This window comes from Peredibacter sp. HCB2-198, from assembly GCF_045999315.1.
In the GTDB taxonomy this organism is placed as follows: domain Bacteria; phylum Bdellovibrionota; class Bacteriovoracia; order Bacteriovoracales; family Bacteriovoracaceae; genus Peredibacter.
In genome coordinates, this window is record NZ_CP174607.1 from 3,699,731 (window position 1) to 3,717,607 (window position 17,877).

The following is a 17,877-nucleotide window of genomic DNA, read 5'->3' on the forward strand; positions in this document are numbered from 1 at the left end:
CTATGACCACTTACAAAATCGGCACACGCGGGTCACTTTTAGCAGTGACACAATCTACTCTTATGAAAAACGAACTCGAGCGCATTTCCGGCGAGAAGTTCGAACTTGTTTTGATCAAAACCCAAGGTGATCAAATTACCAATAAACCTTTGTGGCAATTAGAAGGAAAAGACTTCTTCACCAAAGAATTGGATGAAGCCCTCCTTGCTGGTGAAGTTGATCTGGTTATTCACTCTTACAAAGATCTTGGCTCTGAACGTCCAGCGGGAATTAAACTTGCGGCCGTAACAGAAAGAAGATTCGCTCACGATATTCTTTTGATTCCTCAGAAGAACGTTGATGCTCTTAAAAACTGGAGCGGTGACTTTATCGTAGGAACTTCTTCTCCAAGAAGAATTGTGAATCTCACTCGTTCTCTCGGTGAATACATTCCGGGAAAACCAACCATTAAGTGTGAAACCCTTCGTGGAAACATCAATACTCGTATTCGTAAACTTCAGGAAGGCCAATATCACGCGATCACTCTCGCATTAGCAGGAATTGAACGTCTGGCCCATACTGAAAAATCGCACGCTGAACTGACTGAGCTTCTCGCTGGTATGAACTATCTGGTTCTTCCTCAAAGCACCTTCCCTTCTGCTGCTTCTCAAGGGGCACTCGGGATTGAAATGCAGGAAGGCCGTGATGATGGCGGAAAGCTTTTTGGATATATTTCAAAACTTGCTCACCCGCGAACAGTGGAAGAAGTTTACCGCGAAAGAAAGGCCTTCAAAGAATACGGCGGAGGTTGCCACTTAGCGGTTGGTATTCACGTCAGACAAATTGGCGATACATACCTCAACGTTCACGCCGGTGAGGTTGATGGAAAGCGCATTGATAAAAAGTGGCTTGAGAATTCAAACCACCCGAAGGTCACGGGAAAACTTTTTGTGGGTCTTCCATCTGGATCTGAGCCGGGCATCGTTTATGATGAGTACCTGGAGAAGAAACCAGAGGCAAAACAACTGACGCTTGAGAAGAAGCACCTGTTTGTGACTTCTCGCTACTGTGTCGACACTTTGAAAAACTCGACTAAGCCTCAGGGTCTATGGGCCGCAGGCACTAAATCTCTGCGTGATCTTGTTGCTCAAGGTTTTTGGGTCAACGGAACTTCAGACAGCTTAGGCACGGATGATCTCGTTGCTCTTAAATCATCGAAGGCCTTGAAGATCATTCACCCGCATCTTGATGAATCATGGAATGTTCTCACTCACCACATGGGAACATCTGATTTGGGTGAAGTGATTGGTTGTTATGAGCGCGTTGAAAAGCACGTGACTCCAGAATATCATCAGAAATTAAAAGAAGTGGGCGCTTGTTATTGGACAAGCTTCCCGCAATATCAGGCCTTCATGCTGAAGTTCCCTGAGCTTCATCACGCTCACCACTTCTGTGGTCTGGGCAAAACATGGCAAGAATTTCAAAAGGCAGGTGTTCGAGTTCACACTGTCGCTTCAATGGAAGAGTTTTACTCATTAGGAAAATAATATGAATAACAAAGAGCTTTTTGAAAAATCACTTAAATATGTTCCGGGCGGAGTTCACTCTCCAGTTCGTTCTTTTAAAGGTCTTCACACGACTCCAAGATTTGTGAATCGCGGAAAAGGTGCTTTCATTTGGGACGAAGAAGGTAAAGACTTTATTGATTTCTGTATGAGCTTCGGACCACTTATTCACGGTCACCAGGATCCAGAAATTAAAGAAGCGATCATTAAGGCCCTTGATAACGGCTGGACCTTCGGCGCTTGTGAGAAATACTCATTAGAACTTGCTGAGTTCATCGTTAATAAAATCCCATTCATTGAGCAGATTCGTTTTGTGAACTCTGGTACAGAAGCGGTTATGACGGCGATTCGTCTTGCCCGCGGAGTAACTGGGCGCTCAAAAATTATTAAGTTTAATGGTTGTTACCACGGCCACACGGATTCAATGCTGATCAAGGCCGGCTCAGGTCTAGCTGGAGAAGCTGAGGCCTCTTCAAAAGGTGTAACAAAACACCAGGCAGAAGACACACTTATTTGCGAACTTGGTGACCTCAATGAAGTAAAAGAAGTGTTCGAGCGCTTTCCTACTGATATTGCCGCTATTTTCATTGAGCCACTTCCGGCCAACAACGGTCTATTAGTTCAGACACAAGAGTTCCTACAAGGTCTTCGTGATCTTTGTACGAAGCACGGTGCGATGCTGGTGTTCGATGAAGTTATTTCTGGATTCAGAATTGGCTTCGGCGGTATGAGTGAGAAGACGGGCATTCACCCTGATATCGTGACTTACGGTAAAATCATCGGTGGTGGTATGCCAGTGGGTGCGATTGCCGGTAAAAAACAAATTATGGAATTCCTCGCTCCAATTGGTCCAGTTTACCAAGCAGGAACTCTTTCAGGTAACCCAGTTGCCATGGCAGCGGGTCTCGTGAACCTTAAAAAATTAACTCCAGAAGCTTACGTAAAGCTAGAAAACAACACCAAGAATGTTGTGGCCCTTATGCAAGACTGGATGAATAAGAACGGTTTTGAAGACTACCAAACTATCCAGTATGGTTCTCTTTTCTACCCAATCTCAACTCACAAAAAACTCACAAATATTGGTGACCTTCCATCAAACATGGGCGAGCGCTTTAAGAAACTTTTTGAAGTGTTCCTTAACAAGGGCATCTATCTTGCTCCAAATGGTTACGAAGTGGGCTTCGGTTCACTTGCTCACGATGAAAAAGTTCAAGAAGAACTAAAACGGAGATTATGGACGTAAATAAAACCCGCCGTTGGTTTTATGGTCTGACTCTTCTATGGGTCTTTATGCTCCTGGGTCTTGGGAGCTGGTGGCTCTTTCTCGTTTTTAAACTCCACTCAACCATGAGTGAACTCAATTTACCGGAACTCGGCTCTCAGAGCCGATTCCTTAATATGATGAGATGGGAAGGAACGTTCTTCTTTATCTTCCTGATTCTCTTAGGTGGATCGCTTTTCCTCATGTATTTCCGTGACATGAAAAAGTCCAAGGCCATGCAGGCATTCTTCTCTTCTCTGTCTCACGAACTTAAAACGCCTCTCGCGAGTATGCGTCTTCAAGCTGAAGTGATTAAGGACATGATCGAAGATGAAACTCACGATCACGAGACTCTTTCAAATCTTACGAAACGCCTGATCGAAGATACCCATAAACTTGAATCTGAACTTGAAAAGAGTCTGCAGCTTTCTCGTATAGAACAAGATGCTCCTCTAACACTTGTGCCTGTGAGTATTGAGCGCTTTATTAAGCGTCAGGAGCAAAAGCTCCTTCACTCTCCCCTTAAAGTGGATCTCAAAATGGACATGGACGCCAAAGAAGTCATGGCCGATGAGCTTGCCTTGAATCTTATTTTCAGAAACCTTTTTGAAAATACTCTTCGCCACAACAAAGAGGCCAAACTTGTTTCAATTGCTTGTCGTAAACATGGACCCTGCGTGGAAATCACTTACGATGATCACGGAAAAAAATTCACAGGAGATATGAACCTTCTGGGTTCTCTTTTCTATAAATTTGAATCAAGTAAAGGCAGTGGCATTGGTCTATATCTTATTAAAAACCTCATGCGGAAGATGCAAGGGCAGCTCGAGATCTTAAACGATGACCGTTTAAAATTTCGTCTAACGTTTTTAGCACCTACAGGAGAGGCCGATGTCTGAGCTATCGCTTCTCTTAGTTGAGGATGAGGCAAACCTTGGTCAAACACTCCGTGATTATCTTCGCGCAAAGAAATTTAACGTGGATCTAGCGGCCACATGCGCTGAGGCCCGGGTGAAGTTCGCCCAGATGAAACCCGCTATCGCGATCCTGGATATTGGACTTCCTGATGGTGACGGAATAACTCTCGCCCGTGAGTTTAGAAAACAAAGTAAAGAATGTGTGCTCCTTTTCTGTACGGCCTTGAACGATCCTACTCTTCGTGTGGAAGGTCTCGAGCTTGGTGCGGAAGACTACGTCACAAAACCATTTGAGCTAAAAGAGCTGACACTTCGTTTAGACCGCATTTTAAAATCACGACAAATCACTCTTCATAATCCAGACGAATATCGTTATGGGAAACTCATTTTCTGGCCCAAGCGTTTTGAAATTCAAGATGCTGACGGACACATCTCGTCTTTAGGCCAGAAAGAATGCGCCATTTTGGAACTCTTAATTGAGAAGAAAAACGAAGTGGTCTCTCGCGACGAGATGATTGAAAAAATCTGGGGAGAAAACAGCTTCCCGACAAATAGAACTATCGACAACTACATTGTTAAACTCCGGAAATGGGCCGACTCAGACACGTCTCAGGTTCAGATCACATCCGTGAGAGGCATTGGCTATAAATTAGAATGGAAAGGACACTAAATGGACATCTTTGAAAACCGCGGATCAACTCTTCCAGTATGGTTCATGCGCCAAGCGGGCCGTTATCACTCACACTATCAGGGAATCAAAAAGAACTCTGACTTCATGACTATGTGTAAAAACCCAGAGCTTGCTTGTGAAGTAACTCTAGGACCTATCCAGGACTTCGGTTTCAATGCCGCCATCCTTTTCTCTGATCTCTTGTTCCCACTTGAACAACTAGGCATGGGTCTTTCTTATCATTCAGGTCCACCAACTCTAGAGTGGCACCTTCAATCAAAAGAAGACATCCAGAAGCTAAAACTAAAAGCTCCAGGCGAAGAGTTTTATAAATTCCAAGGTGAAGCTTGTAAGCTTCTTCGTGAACGCCTTCCTAAAGACGTAACACTTCTAGGTTTCGTAGGTGCTCCTTTCACGCTTTATACATACGCTGTTGAAGGCTCTCACGCCGGAAATCTTGTTTCAGCAAAACAAGGTCTATTCGACGGTCGTTTCGAAGCTTTCTGTAACATTCTTATGCCAGAACTTCTTAAAGAGATGCTGGTTCAAGCTAATAACGGTGCTCAAGCGGTTGCTCTTTTTGATACAGCTGCTGGGGAACTTTGTGTGGCCGATTACAAGGAATTCATCGTTCCTAAGATCACTGCTCTACTTAAAGAGTTCAAAGCAAAATCGCCTAAGACAAAAGTGATTTACTACTCTAAGCACACTCAAGCGGGTTTTATTAAGGCCCTTGATCTCACTAACATTGATGTGATCGGTGTTGATTGGAGATGCGATTTAGTTGAGATTCAAAAGCTTCTTCCTCCACATTGCTTCATTCAAGGAAATCTTGATCCAGCTTGGTTACACCTTCCGAATGAAATCATGCTAAAGAAAGCGGCTGCCTATTATCAGGATCTTCGTGATCGTGGTTTAGACTTTAAACGTTGGGTGGCAGGTCTAGGTCATGGCGTACTTATTCAGACTCCTGAAGAAAACGTAAGAACCCTGGTAAAACTGATCCAAACACAAAAAATTTAGTCCTCTTTACGGGAGCTTAGACAGTTACAATTTGTTACACATTCCTTGCACGATCCCATGTTAAGATTGGATTACAGCCATGGAGGTACGTATGAATAAAATTCTTTTGGCCCTGTTTGTTTGTGTATTTTCAGTCGGTGCTCTTGCCTGCGGAGGCAATGGTGCTAAAGACAAAGATGAAGAGAAAAAGTTATTTGAAACCACGATGATTCGACCGGTTTAAAAATGAAGGGGCCCTTAAGGCCCCTTTTTTTTGGTCTGTTTTTGTTCTAGCGCATTCAATCTCTTCTCAAACATTTCATTCTGCTTCATGAGCATTTCGTTCTGCTCTTTGAGAGAAGCGATCTCACGTTTGAGCTCTTTATCATTTGAAGCAAGTTCTTTAATCGCCTCAATAATTGGGGCCACGAGAAGTTGATAAGAAACAGAAAGAAACCCTTCTTTATTTTCTTTAACTGCTTCTGGATAGACCTTCTTCACCTCTTGCGCGATGAGACCCAGCTGTTTTGATTTATCTGGTGAATTTTTCCAGTGATAAGTGACACCTGAGAGTTGAGACAACTTCTCGACGCTATTTAAAATCGGTTCGATATCTTTTTTAAGTCGAATGTCCGATGACTGAGACAACGTTCCGTTGACACCGAAGTTACCAGCGACATCGAGGTAAGCGACCTGTCCGCAAGTCCCACTCTGGCAGTTATACATTTGAAAAATATTGCTGTTACTTCCCCAATGGTGAATAGAAAGGCTTCTCTTTGTACCAGAAGTGTTTACATCTAATGAGGAATCGTTTCGGCTTAGAAGACCTATATTAGATGATCCATCAGTAACATAACCCTGGCCAACTGTATGGAAAGTATAAGAAGGAGAAGTCGTCCCAATCCCTACTTTACCAGCAGTATCAATATTCAAACGAGAAATACCATTGGTAACGAGTGATAGGTTGGTGGCACCGATGGCCCCCATTTCCGTTTGGTTCAGAGGAGAATAGTATCCAAGATAACCTTTGTTAGTTGCAAATTGAATGTGCCCGTTCACGTCCAGCTTAGCAGCTGGGGCTGAAGTTCCGATTCCCACGTTTCCACCAAAAGGAAGAATCGAGAAATTTCGATGTGTGAGTGAGTCGGCTGACATTAGTCCCCAAGTATCTTCTGCCAGCCATCCCAATTGAAGATAATCATTATTCGCAGAACTAGTGCTGGTTATACGCAATAAAGAACTGGTTCCATTACTTATCATTGTACCGGTTCCTGAAATCTCCAATTTTGATCCTGGGGCGCTTGCTCCAATTCCTACATTTCCCGCACCAGTGACATTGAAAAATGAAGTCCCATTCAAAATAGCATTCAATAGATAACTTCCATTGGAAGTTAAACCGACAGCGTCTTTAGCAAGAAACTGAACTCCCGTATTCGAAATACCTCCATCAGTTCCACTGATGAAGGCCGCATTCACATTTGAGATACCATTGAAGACCTTAACTACATGCAAACGCGAAGTAGGTGTTGATGTTCCAATACCGACATCACCTCCAGCATCGATACGCATTCGTTCATTTGTTCCTGTAGAAGTGTTTGTCGCAAAAATGATCGGAGTGTTTGAATACGTATTGATCTTGAAAGGCCATGAGGCATTCGATTCAATAAAGTTAGCAGGAGTCCCGCCCGCTGATTGTCCCCAAGCTCCCATCGTAATGCTATTTGTTCCGGCCATTGCTGTAAGGCCCGCTCCTCCAGTAGCATCGGAGTTTTTCATTTGAACTCTTTTAAAAGTTGCCGCAGAGTTCGTTTGAATATCTAGCGTGTTGTTCGCCGCTGGCGTGCCTCCAATCCCGACGTTGCCTGAAGCACGATAAACGTTACCGCTATTTAAAAGCCAATAAGAAGATGCAGAGATTGCACTATCCACATAAGACTTATTGGTCACATCTGTTAAGTTCGTTGGAATGTTGCTGTTTTGTAGAGAACTTGATCCACCAAAAGTAAACGTCCCGGATGAAATCGTTTCACCTGCATTATTGATCGGAGTAAATCCAAGAGCAGTTGTGACTTCACTCGAAGTTAAGGCAGACCAGGCCGCAGTGTTTGCTCCAGTTGCTTTAAAAAAGTATCCAGTATCTCCTGCAACCGGTGAAGGAAGAAGCGAAGTACTTACATCAATAGTCGGGTTACCAGAAACACCATTTCCATTTGTCACTGTTGTTCTGCTGGCGACTCCAGTGATACTCCTTCCTGTAAAGGTATCGGCCGCTGTTTGAACTAAGATTCCATTCGTATTAAAAGCAGCAAGAGATGTTAAAGTAGCATCTGCCGCTTGTTTTTCAGTAGCAAGCTCATCAATCGCGCCTTGAACAGTCGAGGCCGCTATTGTTCCTGCCGGAGTATTTGTAATAAGAGAAGCATTGTAATCACCGGCCGTTGCCGTTATGGCTCCTGTTCTTCCAAAAACAGTTGTGATTGGCGACGCTGTTGGAGTGATCCAACTTAAAACGCCGGTCGCATTTGATGAAAGAACTTGCCCTGCTGTCGGAGCTGTTAAAGGGAAAGTATAAGTAATCGTGGCCCCTAAAGAACTAGGTGCTTTCAGTTCAACATAATTGGCATTATCTGATTTAAGGCGAAGCTTTCCAGAAATGGCCGCATTACCAACGACATCGAGTTTTTCTGCTGGCGTGATCGTACCAATCCCCACATTACCAGTAGGACTTACGGTTAATCTTTTTACGTAACCACTGTCCAAAATATTAAACCCATTATCATCAGCACCAATGTAGGCCTTGCCCGCGGCCGCACCAGTTCTTTCCAGTGCAAGTTGAGCGGATGAGCCTGAACTTGTTAAATGCAGTTTTTGATCTGGAGTTGTTGTTCCAATACCAACGTTTCCAGAGTTGTAATAAACAATCGTTCCGGATTTACTCCACACTGATGCTCCACCGATCTGAGCATCAACATAGGCCATATTGGCGGCATCTCCAGGGTTCACTGGATTAGCAATATTGATGATAGTCTTCCCTCCCATATCAATGTCACCTGTCATGGTGCCACCAGCGAGAGGAAGTTTTGTATTATCAGTTGAGATATCTGGTACACAAGCGAATGTCACAGTCGGTGGCGCAGTGATTGTGAGCTTCTCTGTTCCAAAACAAGTTGGAAGATTCGCCGCAATGACTTGATCCCAGCCTGCACCATAACTAAGAGTTGCAATGGTTCCAATGCCTAAATTTGTTCGAGCGGCCGCTGCAGTTGAGGCACCTGTACCACCTTGAGCGAGTGGAAGTTGCGCCACTTCACTCATCACTCCTGAAGCATTGTTTACAAGAACATAGTTTGCTGTTCCGTTGGCAAGTTTTGAACGAGAGATGTTTCCAGCGAGATGAGTATCAGTAACTCCCGCGATATCAATGGCAATTGTTCCTGAGTTGGTAATTGTTCCACCCGAAAGTCCTGAACCCGCAGTGATATCAGTCACTGTTCCACCAGTGGCACCAACAATTGGTTTTGGTTCCCATTTAGAACCTGTCCAAGTCAGTACTTCATTAGGATTAGCATTTAATTTCGAAAGACCATGAGCGACTTGTGCCGAAGGTACAGAATGCAATGATTGAAACGAATAAACCTTGTCTGGATCTGGTGATTCATTGGTTACACGAATGACCGCAGAGTCTGGAGTAGTAATTGTCCCTAACACTTCAGATAGTGTTTGAGTTCCACAAAGCAAATCAAGCTTTACATGGAAGACACCATTCGTGAGTGGCACATTTAAGATTTGTTGTGAGCAAAGAATGTTGGATGTATCAGCACTGTTGGCCAATTCAAATTTTAAATTAACAGGTCCAGCTACAGGCGAGCCATTGCTATTAACAAGTCGACCGGAGTAGCTAAGCGATTCAGCGAAAGCGAAACTGCTCGTGATAATCATCACGAAAACGGTTAAAAAATGTCTTTTTAAGCGCTGATTAAGTCCCATATTCTTAAAGACTTATCGACATTTGTTAGGATTTTATTAATAGGCCAGAGCACACTAAAACCCAAAGAATTCGATTACTTATCTCTTAAGGATTGCTCAATGCGGTCCAAGCGGGCCTTCATCTCGGCGTTCTCCCGTTTAAGCTTTTCGATCTCTTCGTTCTTGGCCTTGTTCTCAGCTTTGATTGAAGCGATCTCACGTTTTACTTCTTTTGATTGCTCATCAGTTTTAAACATCCACTGCCGAATCTCTTTAATTGCATTAATAATTGGTGCGACTAAACTTTGATAGGCCACAGACTTCATACCCTGCTTATCTGTTTGGACGGCTTCAGGAAATACTTTTTCAACGTTTTGTGCGATTAAACCAATTTGTTTATCAGGACCTTTGCTACTATCTTTCCAATAATAAGTTACGCCATCAAGCTTTGTAACAGCATCAAGAGCATAAGGAATGGAATTGATTTCATGTTTTAATCGAATGTCAGATGCTTGTGTTAATGTTCCTGATAGAGTTGCATTGCCGGTGGCATAGATACTTAAAATACATGCACTCAAACCAAAGCACATTGAATCAGTTCCCAGCGGAGCTCCAGTAGATGACGAATACCATCGCCACTCTTGCCCACCGGCCGCAGAATTTCTATTCGCAATGATTGTGTAACCAGTGGCCACGTTTGAATTTACTGTAAGATTAGTCGATGGTGATGTTGTCCCAATTCCGACTTTGCCATCAGGAGTAATGACCATGCGATCGACAGCACTGGTTGTTCCATTCGGTGTTGTGGTAAAAGAAATCCCTGTTCCTTTTTTGGCCGCAGTGTGAACTTCACCTGCATAAAAAAGCACTCCTGCTTGCTGTGGCCAAATATTGGTAGAAGCACCACTTCCCTCTGAAACATAAGCGGAACCACCTACAACCATTCCCGGTACAGCAGGATAAGATATTGAACGATGAATAGAAATTGGTGTCACTCCGTCGATCACGAGATCGCTGTCCCCTCCACCAATATGCAGTTTTGTTAACGGGGCAATTCCGAGACCAACGTTACCATTTACATTTTTGATGATGATGGCATCGGGAGATGCAGTGGCACCGCCTAAATGGGTTTGATCGTTAGTATCAACATAAAACGCTGCCGTTGCCGTATTGGCCGTATTTGAAATTCTCATACCTCCAGCAACAGAATCTACAGTTTGCAACACATGAAGTTTTGAGTCAGGCACCGTAAGACCAATTCCCACATTCCCATTTGAGTCTATTCTCATTCTTTCAGGAATCGTGCTTCCACCGTTTGGACTAGTTCTAAAAATCAGCGCTCCCTTCTCGGACCCCGGAGTAACATCGGTCAAAGTTGCTCCCATATCAGCACCAACGATTCCTGCGCCTGACGAATTTGGCATCTTATACTGAATCATCGTTAACTCATTTGCAGCGGGAGTGCCGCTAGAATTTACTCTTTCAATCATGACCGGTGCTGTATTTCCGCCTGCGGCCGCAGACTGGGACACATGCAAAGGTCTTTGAGGAGTAACCGTGCCAACACCAACATAACCAGTTGTGTGCATCATACTCAAGAGTGTCTGTTTTATAGTGGCATCATCGTTAATCGAACGAATCATCATCTTGTCGATGGTGTTTACAATTTGACCAACACGATTGTTTGCGGAACTTCCAGGGGAAACCAGCATGATATCGGCCTGATTCATGCCCTCACCTTCGATGGTTAATCCCCACTTATTTAGAGGTCGAAGGATTTTCATTTTTGTTTCAATATTATTGGGCCCTGTCGGTGAATTGGTCCCTACACTCACTGCTCCACTATCGTAATAGAGATGAGATCCGTTCTTCGTCCATTGCCCGAAAATTCCAACGTAGTTTTGTACGTATTGAACGTTGGCCACATCAGTTAAATCAACTCCAGAAGGTGTTGCCGCAATCTTCAATGAACCTGACACAGAAACCGCGCCAGTGATCGTATCAGTCCCGTTTTTCACTAAGAAATTATTGTCAGCACTCTTTAGCGCATTGATTTGCCCTTGAGTTTTATTCACAACTGTTTGTAATGAATCACCATTCGCAATCACTGCATTTGAAGTCGTTACAGTCGCAAAAGTGGATGCGAGAACATCTGTAATAAACGTTCCCCAGGTCTTGTCCCCCTTCAAATATTGAGAAGCGGTCCCTGCGGTAATTTTTGGCTCTTTGTTACTGAGATCAGTTGTGAGTCCACTGATCTTAGACTGTGCAATATCAGCAGCACCTGAAATATCAGCATCAATGATCGCCCCTGCAGAGATTTGAGCGTTGGCCACAGTTCCGGTTAGATCACCACCAACAGAAGTTCCCGTAGCAGAGATGGTTGACCACGAAAGGTTTCCCGAACCATCGGTTATGAGTGCCTGACCAGATGATCCATTTGTGCCTGGGAAATTCAACGTCAGAGTACTCGCCAAAGATGCAGGAGCTTTAAGCTCAACGTAGTTTGCGTTATCAGATTTCAAACGCAGTCTTCCTGTTAAAGCGATATTTCCTGCGACATCAAGTTTCTCACTAGGTGTTAAAGTGCCAATGCCCACATCAGAACCTACGTAATACATATTCGCGCCGGCCAATAGTCCTGAGCTATTAAACTGCATTTGACCATTTAGGCCAGCAGCGGTTCCACCGGCCCCACCGTTGGCCGCACAATAGTAGAAATCAAATGAAGCGAAATTGTTACTGGCATCTTGATATCCGCCTGACCCAAGGCCTCTCGGTGTAAAACCTGCCGGGCATGACTTCCCAGAAGTGTAAGGGTTATTTTGAGAGGCAAAAGTTCCTGCTCCATTAGAGTACATTCCACCGAATGCTCCTACTGGAGAATTGCCAGAGGTCGAGATATTGATCCCATTTACCTTAAAATTTCCGGTAATGTTGATATCACCATTCACATCAAGTTTATAAGCTGGAGCAAGAACACCAATTCCCACATTACCTGTGTTGGTATTAGAAATAGCAGTTCCGTTTACAGTCCACGCCCCTCCACCACTCTTAAGATCTACATACTTTTTTGTGGCGACTTCAGAATCATTAGTAGGATCTGGAAGATTTGTAATCGTGTTGCTACCCATATTGATAACACCAGACATGGTTCCGCCAGTAAGGGGAAGTTTGCTGTTATCAACTGAAGCATCAGCAACGCAGGCAAGAGTCACAGTGGGAAGAGAAGTAACAGTAAGTATTTGTCCAGGTAAGCAAGTAGGAAGAGCTGCGGTCAGGACTTGGTCCCAATTTCCGCCTTGGCTCACAGTTGCGAGAGTTCCAAGTCCTAAATTGGTTCGGGCAGCCGCTGCAGTTGTAGCACCTGTACCACCGCTTGTGAGAGGAAGTTGCGCCACTTCGCTCATAACTCCTGAACCATCATTCACCAGAACATAATTTGCAGTACCATTCGCTAATTTTGAACGAGCGATGTTCCCCGCGAGATGCGAATCAGTCACTCCACTATTTGCGATTGAAATAGTTCCTGACGTTGTAAACGGTCCACCCGTAAGTCCTGAACCTGTTCCAACAGAAGTCACTGTACCACCTGTCGCGCCCGACACAGCTTTGGGCTCCCACTTTGAACCCGTCCAAGTCAAAACTTCATTTGTATTTGCATTTAATTTTGAAAGACCATAAGCAATCTTTGCTGAAGGTACTGAGTGGATCGCCTGAAAAGAATAAACCTTCGTTCCATTCGTCACTCGAATAGCAGCGGTTTGATCTGCAGGAATTTCTGCCATGACTTGTTCAAAAGGTTTACCGGCCATTGAACAATCAAAATCAAGAGCAACATGAAACACACCATTCGTGAGATTCACTCCTACGACTGTATCAGTACAGAGAATGGCCCCGGTCGCACCAGAGTAGGCCAGTTCAAAAAATAATGTAGGAGACCCTGTGACTGGTGAACCATTGCTGTTAACCAGTCTTCCTGAATAGCTTAAAGATTCCGCGAAAGCAGAAGTCATAAGCATGATGACAGCGATCATGCCTCTTAAGAAAAGTTTTTTAAAACGAAAATGAAGTCCCATGCTGGGTTACATCCCATTGATTTCTCATAGGACTTATCGACATTTAATAAGATTTTTTTAATTCTTTAAAAGAAAAATGGAGTCAGCAGGACTCATCTTTTTGAGTACTTGCAGCTTAAAGTGACGACTTAAGGCGAGTACAAATTTTCGCTTTTGGATTTAGCTCGCAAAGAGATTCTTTAAGCAGACGGTTTTCTTCCTTCAAAGACGCAATCTCTCTTTCGTGTTTTTGTGACTGAGTAAAAAGTTCTTTGATTGCTTCAATGATAGGAGCAATTAATTTTGAATAGGCCACCGACATGATGCCAGATTTTTTATCAGTGCTCACGGCCTCAGGAAAAACTTTATGAACATCCTGAGCGATCACACCCATATCTCTGCCCTTTTCAAATTGCATGTCAGGGTGCTCGTCCTGGCGCCACTTATAGAAGAAACCATTTAATTGAATCACTCTTTCAAGAGCATCTGGAATCTTTTCGAAATCTTTTTTATAACGACGATCAGACAAAGCATTGTAAGCGCCAATACCGGCCACAGAACCATTCACATGCAGTCTATAGCCTGGAGCCGTAGTACCAATACCAACATCTCCACCAGTTGTTTGAAGGCTTAATACTTTTGGCGAAGCAGTCGTATAATCATAGGCCTGAATCAACCCACTATCTGTGCTAGTTGTGTATTCAAGTTTTAAACCTCTTCCTGCCGAAGCGGCCAAACCTCCTCCACCAGATTCTCGAATCCACCCTTGTCCAGCAACATCAAGAATTGAGACTGGATTGGTTGTTCCGATCCCTACTCTTCCTTGCACTCCATTCGAGGCCATATTTAAGATGAGAGGTCTGGCCGTAATAGAATCGGCAGCAACGATACTGACATAACGGTTAGCTGCAGTTGCAGACGGTCGCCCCCAGATGGCCAAACTCAACGGCCCAAGCGTTGCATCTGCGCCCATAGTAGCACCCATGACATAAGCCGAAACATCATTGGCAGCAGTTGGTTGATCAAGGTGCAAAGGATATGCTGGATTTGTTGTCCCAATCCCTACTGAACCGCCGGCCCCAATAGTCATTCTTGGATTGGAAGCAGTCATAAAGTGCAAAGGGGCCGCAGTACTTGTTCCAACCAACATATTGGACGGAGGACTTCCACCATGTGCACGTAGTGTGACACTATCTGCTTTAGGAACTGACCCCCAAGCACCAGGAAAGGTAGTTGAAAAAGCTTCCATTCCAATACCTGCTCCGTCTGAAACAGTATTCAATGTAGCAGAGGCAGCTGTTCCATTACTGGTATTTTCAATCTGAGCGATACTAAGAGCATTAAGCGAATCTTTGATGTGAAGTCTGGCAAGAGGTGTGCTAGTTCCTACTCCAATGTTTCCTGCTGAATCAATTCGCATTCTTTCAGGAATAGTACTTCCGCCATCTGGAGTGGTTCGAAAAATTAAGGCACCTTTTTCTGAACCGGGGGTTACGTCTGTTAGAGTTGATCCCATATCGGCCGCAAGAATCCCGGTTCCTGCAGAGTTTGGAATTTGGAATTGCATCACGGTCAATTCGTTAGCAGAAGGAGTCCCACTGGTGTTCAATCTTTGAATCATCAAAGGAGCTGCATTTCCACCTGCGGCCGCAGGTTGCGAAACGTGTAATGGTCTTAGTGGAGTAGCTGTTCCAACACCGACGTAGCCATTGGAATGAAGCATCGACAAATTCGTCGATTTAATCGTGGCATCGTCATTGATTGACCGGAACATCATTTTCTCAATGGTATTTACGATTTGCCCGATTCGATTATTAGCTGTACCTCCAGGGGCCATTAACATAATGTCGGCCTGGTTGGTGCCTTCACCTTCAATCGTGAGTCCCCATTTATTTAGGGGACGAAGAATTTTCATTTTGCTTTCGATGCCGTTTGGTCCGGCCATCGAATTGGTACCAACGCTTACAGCGCCACTGTCGTAATAAACATTTGAACCGTTTTTGATCCACTTACCAAATGTATCAACATAGTTTTGAACATACTGTACGTTGGCCGCATCAGTCAGGTCTGCACCTGATGGAGTCGCAGGAATTTTAAGAGCACCAGTGACGGCATTGATGGTAAGTGTTCCAGTGATTGAATCTGTACCAGTCTTATTTAAAGAGTTTGAAGCTAGATTATTAATTTGACCTTGAGTCTTGTTCACCACTGTTTGAAGTGAATCACCGTTAGCAATGGCGGTATTACTAGGAGTAACTGTGGCAAAAGTTGAAGCGAGAACATCTGTAATGAATGTTCCCCAGCTCTTGTCCCCTTTTAAATATTTTGTCGCATCCGAAGGACCAGCTAATTTAGTGAGAGGGATATCACCATCTGCGAGATTTAGTTTGGCATAAGAAATTGAACCGTCTGCCGGAGTTCCACCTGCAGCGGCCGACCATGAAAGATTACCAGCGCCATCAGTAGTAAGGACCTGGCCCGCTGATCCTGCGGTCGCTGGGAAAGTATAAGTGGTGGTGGCCGCAAGTGAAGCGGGTGCACGGAATTCAACGTAATTTGTGTTATCAGATTTAAGGCGAAGTTTGCCTTCTGAAGCAATGTCTCCTGCTACATCTAATTTGCCTTCGGCCGATGCCGTTTTGCCAATGAGCATTTCCCCAGTAGCAAGAATGCGCATTTTCTCGGCCCCACCAGTTGTAAAGGCAAGTATATTAGACGAAATATTAAACATACCGGTATCTGGATCTCCATTGAATGCATAAGTTGGTCCTGAGGCCCCAAACGTTCCACCACCCAGACGTAAGTAAGGAGCGAATGAACCATTCAACTGCATCAAAGAATCAGAAAGACTCACCGCGAGGCCTCCATTCGCTGTGATTCGAATGATTCCTCCGTTATGTGAAAATCCGGTATTGGTGTTATTTGTGAATGAGATAGAAGGTGAGTTCCAGGCACCATCGCCAGCAAAAATTTTATTTGTTCCCAATGCTAAATTCTGTGTGGCAGAGTGGTTTCCTAAATTGTCACCTGGGGCCGCTCCAACTTTTGAATCGACATAGGCCATGGTAGCAGCATCAGTTCCTGCTGTGGGAGTAGCGAGACCTGTGATTTTATTTCCGCCCATGGCGAGAGCACCGCTCATAGTGTCTCCAGCTTTCAGAACATAGTTGGCCTGTGAAGCTGTTGATAAACCAATATTTCCACTGAGCTTATTAATCGCAGTGAGAACTGAATCGGCAGAAGTAATGGCACCGGCCGATGCCGAGTAACCAGTGAGAGTTGAATCAATCACAGCAGAATTTAAATCTTGCCAGGTTTTACTTCCACTCCAGTATTGAGCAGCAGTACCTGCAGTGATCTTTGGTTCTTTGTTTCCTAAATCGGTAGTGAGGTTACTGATCTTCGACTGATCAATGGCGGCGGTCGCAGAAATATCTGCGTTTACAATCGAGCCATCGACAATTTTCGTAGAATCAATTGCACCATTGGCAATTTGAGTATTAGAAATCGTGCCCGCTCCAATTGATGGTGCCGGAACTGAAGTCACTTCCCATTTTGATGTTGAAGCGTTCCATTGCAAAATATCTTGGTCTTGAATTCCAGTGATGTCGACGTCCGCGATTTCTTGAAGCTTTGATCCGGTCAGTTTGCCGGCGGCTTTTGTGAGCATGCTCCATGAGTAATCACCAGAGAGCGGAACCACCGCACCCGTGCGCCCATTGAAATTGGATACAGTGTTTGTACCAACAGAAACCTTACTCCAATTGGTACCATCTGAAATGACCCAATCCCCTACATCAAAGTTAGTAAGGCCAGAACCCAAATCTTGCGCGCCTGCAGTTGTTACAATGTAATAAGTTCCGGCCGCTGCGACTGCTGCAGAAATATTGGGAGAATCAGTAGAAGCATTGTAAGTACCAACGTAAACCTGATTCGTGCTAATCGATGCCGGTACCCAGGTTGAACCATTAAATTGCAAGAACTCTCCGGTTGAAGCACCCATGTGATGAAGCTTGGAGGCCGTGACTTGCCCATTTTGTAATTCAAAACTAAGTGGGAAAGTTGCTGCAGCATTGGCGTTTGAGACCACCAGATTAAGCGCGCTCCCCACTAGAAAATTTAAAGTGCTCTTAGCATTAAGAATTAACTTCTCAGAAGTTTTAGATTCAATTTGAAATTCGTGATCGGCGACTTTCGCTAACGTGACTAAATCAAGATTCGTGCCTGTCACGATCAGCTGATCATTTTGAACCTTAACATTCGCGATTGATGGTTTCTTATGCTCGTTAACTTTTACAATAATATTCCCACTCATGAAGTTGCCTGCTTCATTACATGACGTGCAAACGAGAAGAAGAATAAGAAGTTGTTGTTGAACCTTAAGCATCCTTAAGATTTATCGGGTAATTTGGGGGAAATTGATAATTTATATGAAGAAACTTAATCAAAATCGGCAGAA

Annotated in this window: 9 protein-coding genes; 6 read left to right on the forward strand and 3 right to left on the reverse strand. The window is 44.2% G+C overall.

Features of this window, described 5'->3' with window-relative positions; genetic code table 11:
- Positions 1 to 2 precede the first annotated feature (2 nt).
- The 6 genes from hemC (at position 3) to ACJVC5_RS18600 (ending at position 5,638) form a co-directional block, all read left to right on the forward strand.
- Positions 3 to 1,526 (forward strand): hydroxymethylbilane synthase, encoded by a 1,524-nt coding sequence (hemC, locus tag ACJVC5_RS18575; protein ID WP_408097044.1) that lies wholly within the window; start codon positions 3 to 5, stop codon positions 1,524 to 1,526.
- A 1-nt stretch (position 1,527) separates the two neighbouring features.
- A complete protein-coding gene (gene hemL, locus ACJVC5_RS18580; protein ID WP_408097045.1) occupies positions 1,528 to 2,787 on the forward strand; it encodes a glutamate-1-semialdehyde 2,1-aminomutase in 1,260 nt (419 codons plus the stop codon).
- Positions 2,778 to 3,704, forward strand: coding sequence for a sensor histidine kinase (locus ACJVC5_RS18585; RefSeq protein ID WP_408097046.1), 927 nt, complete (start codon positions 2,778 to 2,780; stop codon positions 3,702 to 3,704). Before hemL ends, ACJVC5_RS18585 begins: the two co-directional genes overlap by 10 nt.
- A complete protein-coding gene (locus tag ACJVC5_RS18590; RefSeq protein WP_408097047.1) occupies positions 3,697 to 4,392 on the forward strand; it encodes a response regulator transcription factor in 696 nt (231 codons plus the stop codon). The genes ACJVC5_RS18585 and ACJVC5_RS18590 overlap by 8 nt, the downstream gene beginning before the upstream one ends.
- Positions 4,393 to 5,415 carry a uroporphyrinogen decarboxylase family protein gene (locus ACJVC5_RS18595; protein ID WP_408097048.1) on the forward strand — a complete coding sequence of 341 codons (1,023 nt, stop codon included), beginning with the start codon at positions 4,393 to 4,395 and terminating at the stop codon, positions 5,413 to 5,415. It abuts the gene before it with no gap.
- A gap of 91 nt (positions 5,416 to 5,506) precedes the next feature.
- Positions 5,507 to 5,638 carry a hypothetical protein gene (locus ACJVC5_RS18600; protein WP_321391981.1) on the forward strand — a complete coding sequence of 44 codons (132 nt, stop codon included), beginning with the start codon at positions 5,507 to 5,509 and terminating at the stop codon, positions 5,636 to 5,638.
- A gap of 14 nt (positions 5,639 to 5,652) precedes the next feature.
- Here ACJVC5_RS18600 and ACJVC5_RS18605 read toward each other — a convergent pair whose 3' ends face one another.
- From ACJVC5_RS18605 to ACJVC5_RS18615, 3 genes are all read right to left on the reverse strand, one after another.
- A complete protein-coding gene (locus tag ACJVC5_RS18605) occupies positions 5,653 to 9,381 on the reverse strand; it encodes a tail fiber domain-containing protein (RefSeq protein WP_408097049.1) in 3,729 nt (1,242 codons plus the stop codon).
- 74 nt (positions 9,382 to 9,455) lie between these two features.
- Positions 9,456 to 13,439: a tail fiber domain-containing protein gene (locus tag ACJVC5_RS18610; RefSeq protein ID WP_408097050.1), complete on the reverse strand. Its 3,984-nt coding sequence runs from the start codon at positions 13,437 to 13,439 to the stop codon at positions 9,456 to 9,458.
- 115 nt (positions 13,440 to 13,554) lie between these two features.
- Positions 13,555 to 17,805 (reverse strand): tail fiber domain-containing protein, encoded by a 4,251-nt coding sequence (locus tag ACJVC5_RS18615; protein ID WP_408097051.1) that lies wholly within the window; start codon positions 17,803 to 17,805, stop codon positions 13,555 to 13,557.
- Positions 17,806 to 17,877: the final 72 nt, after the last annotated feature.

Bases quoted from the DNA above. Each gene is read 5' to 3' on its own strand.
- hemC (WP_408097044.1), top strand. From the start codon at position 3: ATGACCACTTACAAAATCGGCACACGCGGGTCACTTTTAGCAGTGACA.
- hemL (WP_408097045.1), top strand. From the start codon at position 1,528: ATGAATAACAAAGAGCTTTTTGAAAAATCACTTAAATATGTTCCGGGC.
- ACJVC5_RS18585 (WP_408097046.1), top strand. From the start codon at position 2,778: ATGGACGTAAATAAAACCCGCCGTTGGTTTTATGGTCTGACTCTTCTA.
- ACJVC5_RS18590 (WP_408097047.1), top strand. From the start codon at position 3,697: ATGTCTGAGCTATCGCTTCTCTTAGTTGAGGATGAGGCAAACCTTGGT.
- ACJVC5_RS18595 (WP_408097048.1), top strand. From the start codon at position 4,393: ATGGACATCTTTGAAAACCGCGGATCAACTCTTCCAGTATGGTTCATG.
- ACJVC5_RS18600 (WP_321391981.1), top strand. From the start codon at position 5,507: ATGAATAAAATTCTTTTGGCCCTGTTTGTTTGTGTATTTTCAGTCGGT.
- ACJVC5_RS18605 (WP_408097049.1), bottom strand. From the start codon at position 9,381: ATGGGACTTAATCAGCGCTTAAAAAGACATTTTTTAACCGTTTTCGTG.
- ACJVC5_RS18610 (WP_408097050.1), bottom strand. From the start codon at position 13,439: ATGGGACTTCATTTTCGTTTTAAAAAACTTTTCTTAAGAGGCATGATC.
- ACJVC5_RS18615 (WP_408097051.1), bottom strand. From the start codon at position 17,805: ATGCTTAAGGTTCAACAACAACTTCTTATTCTTCTTCTCGTTTGCACG.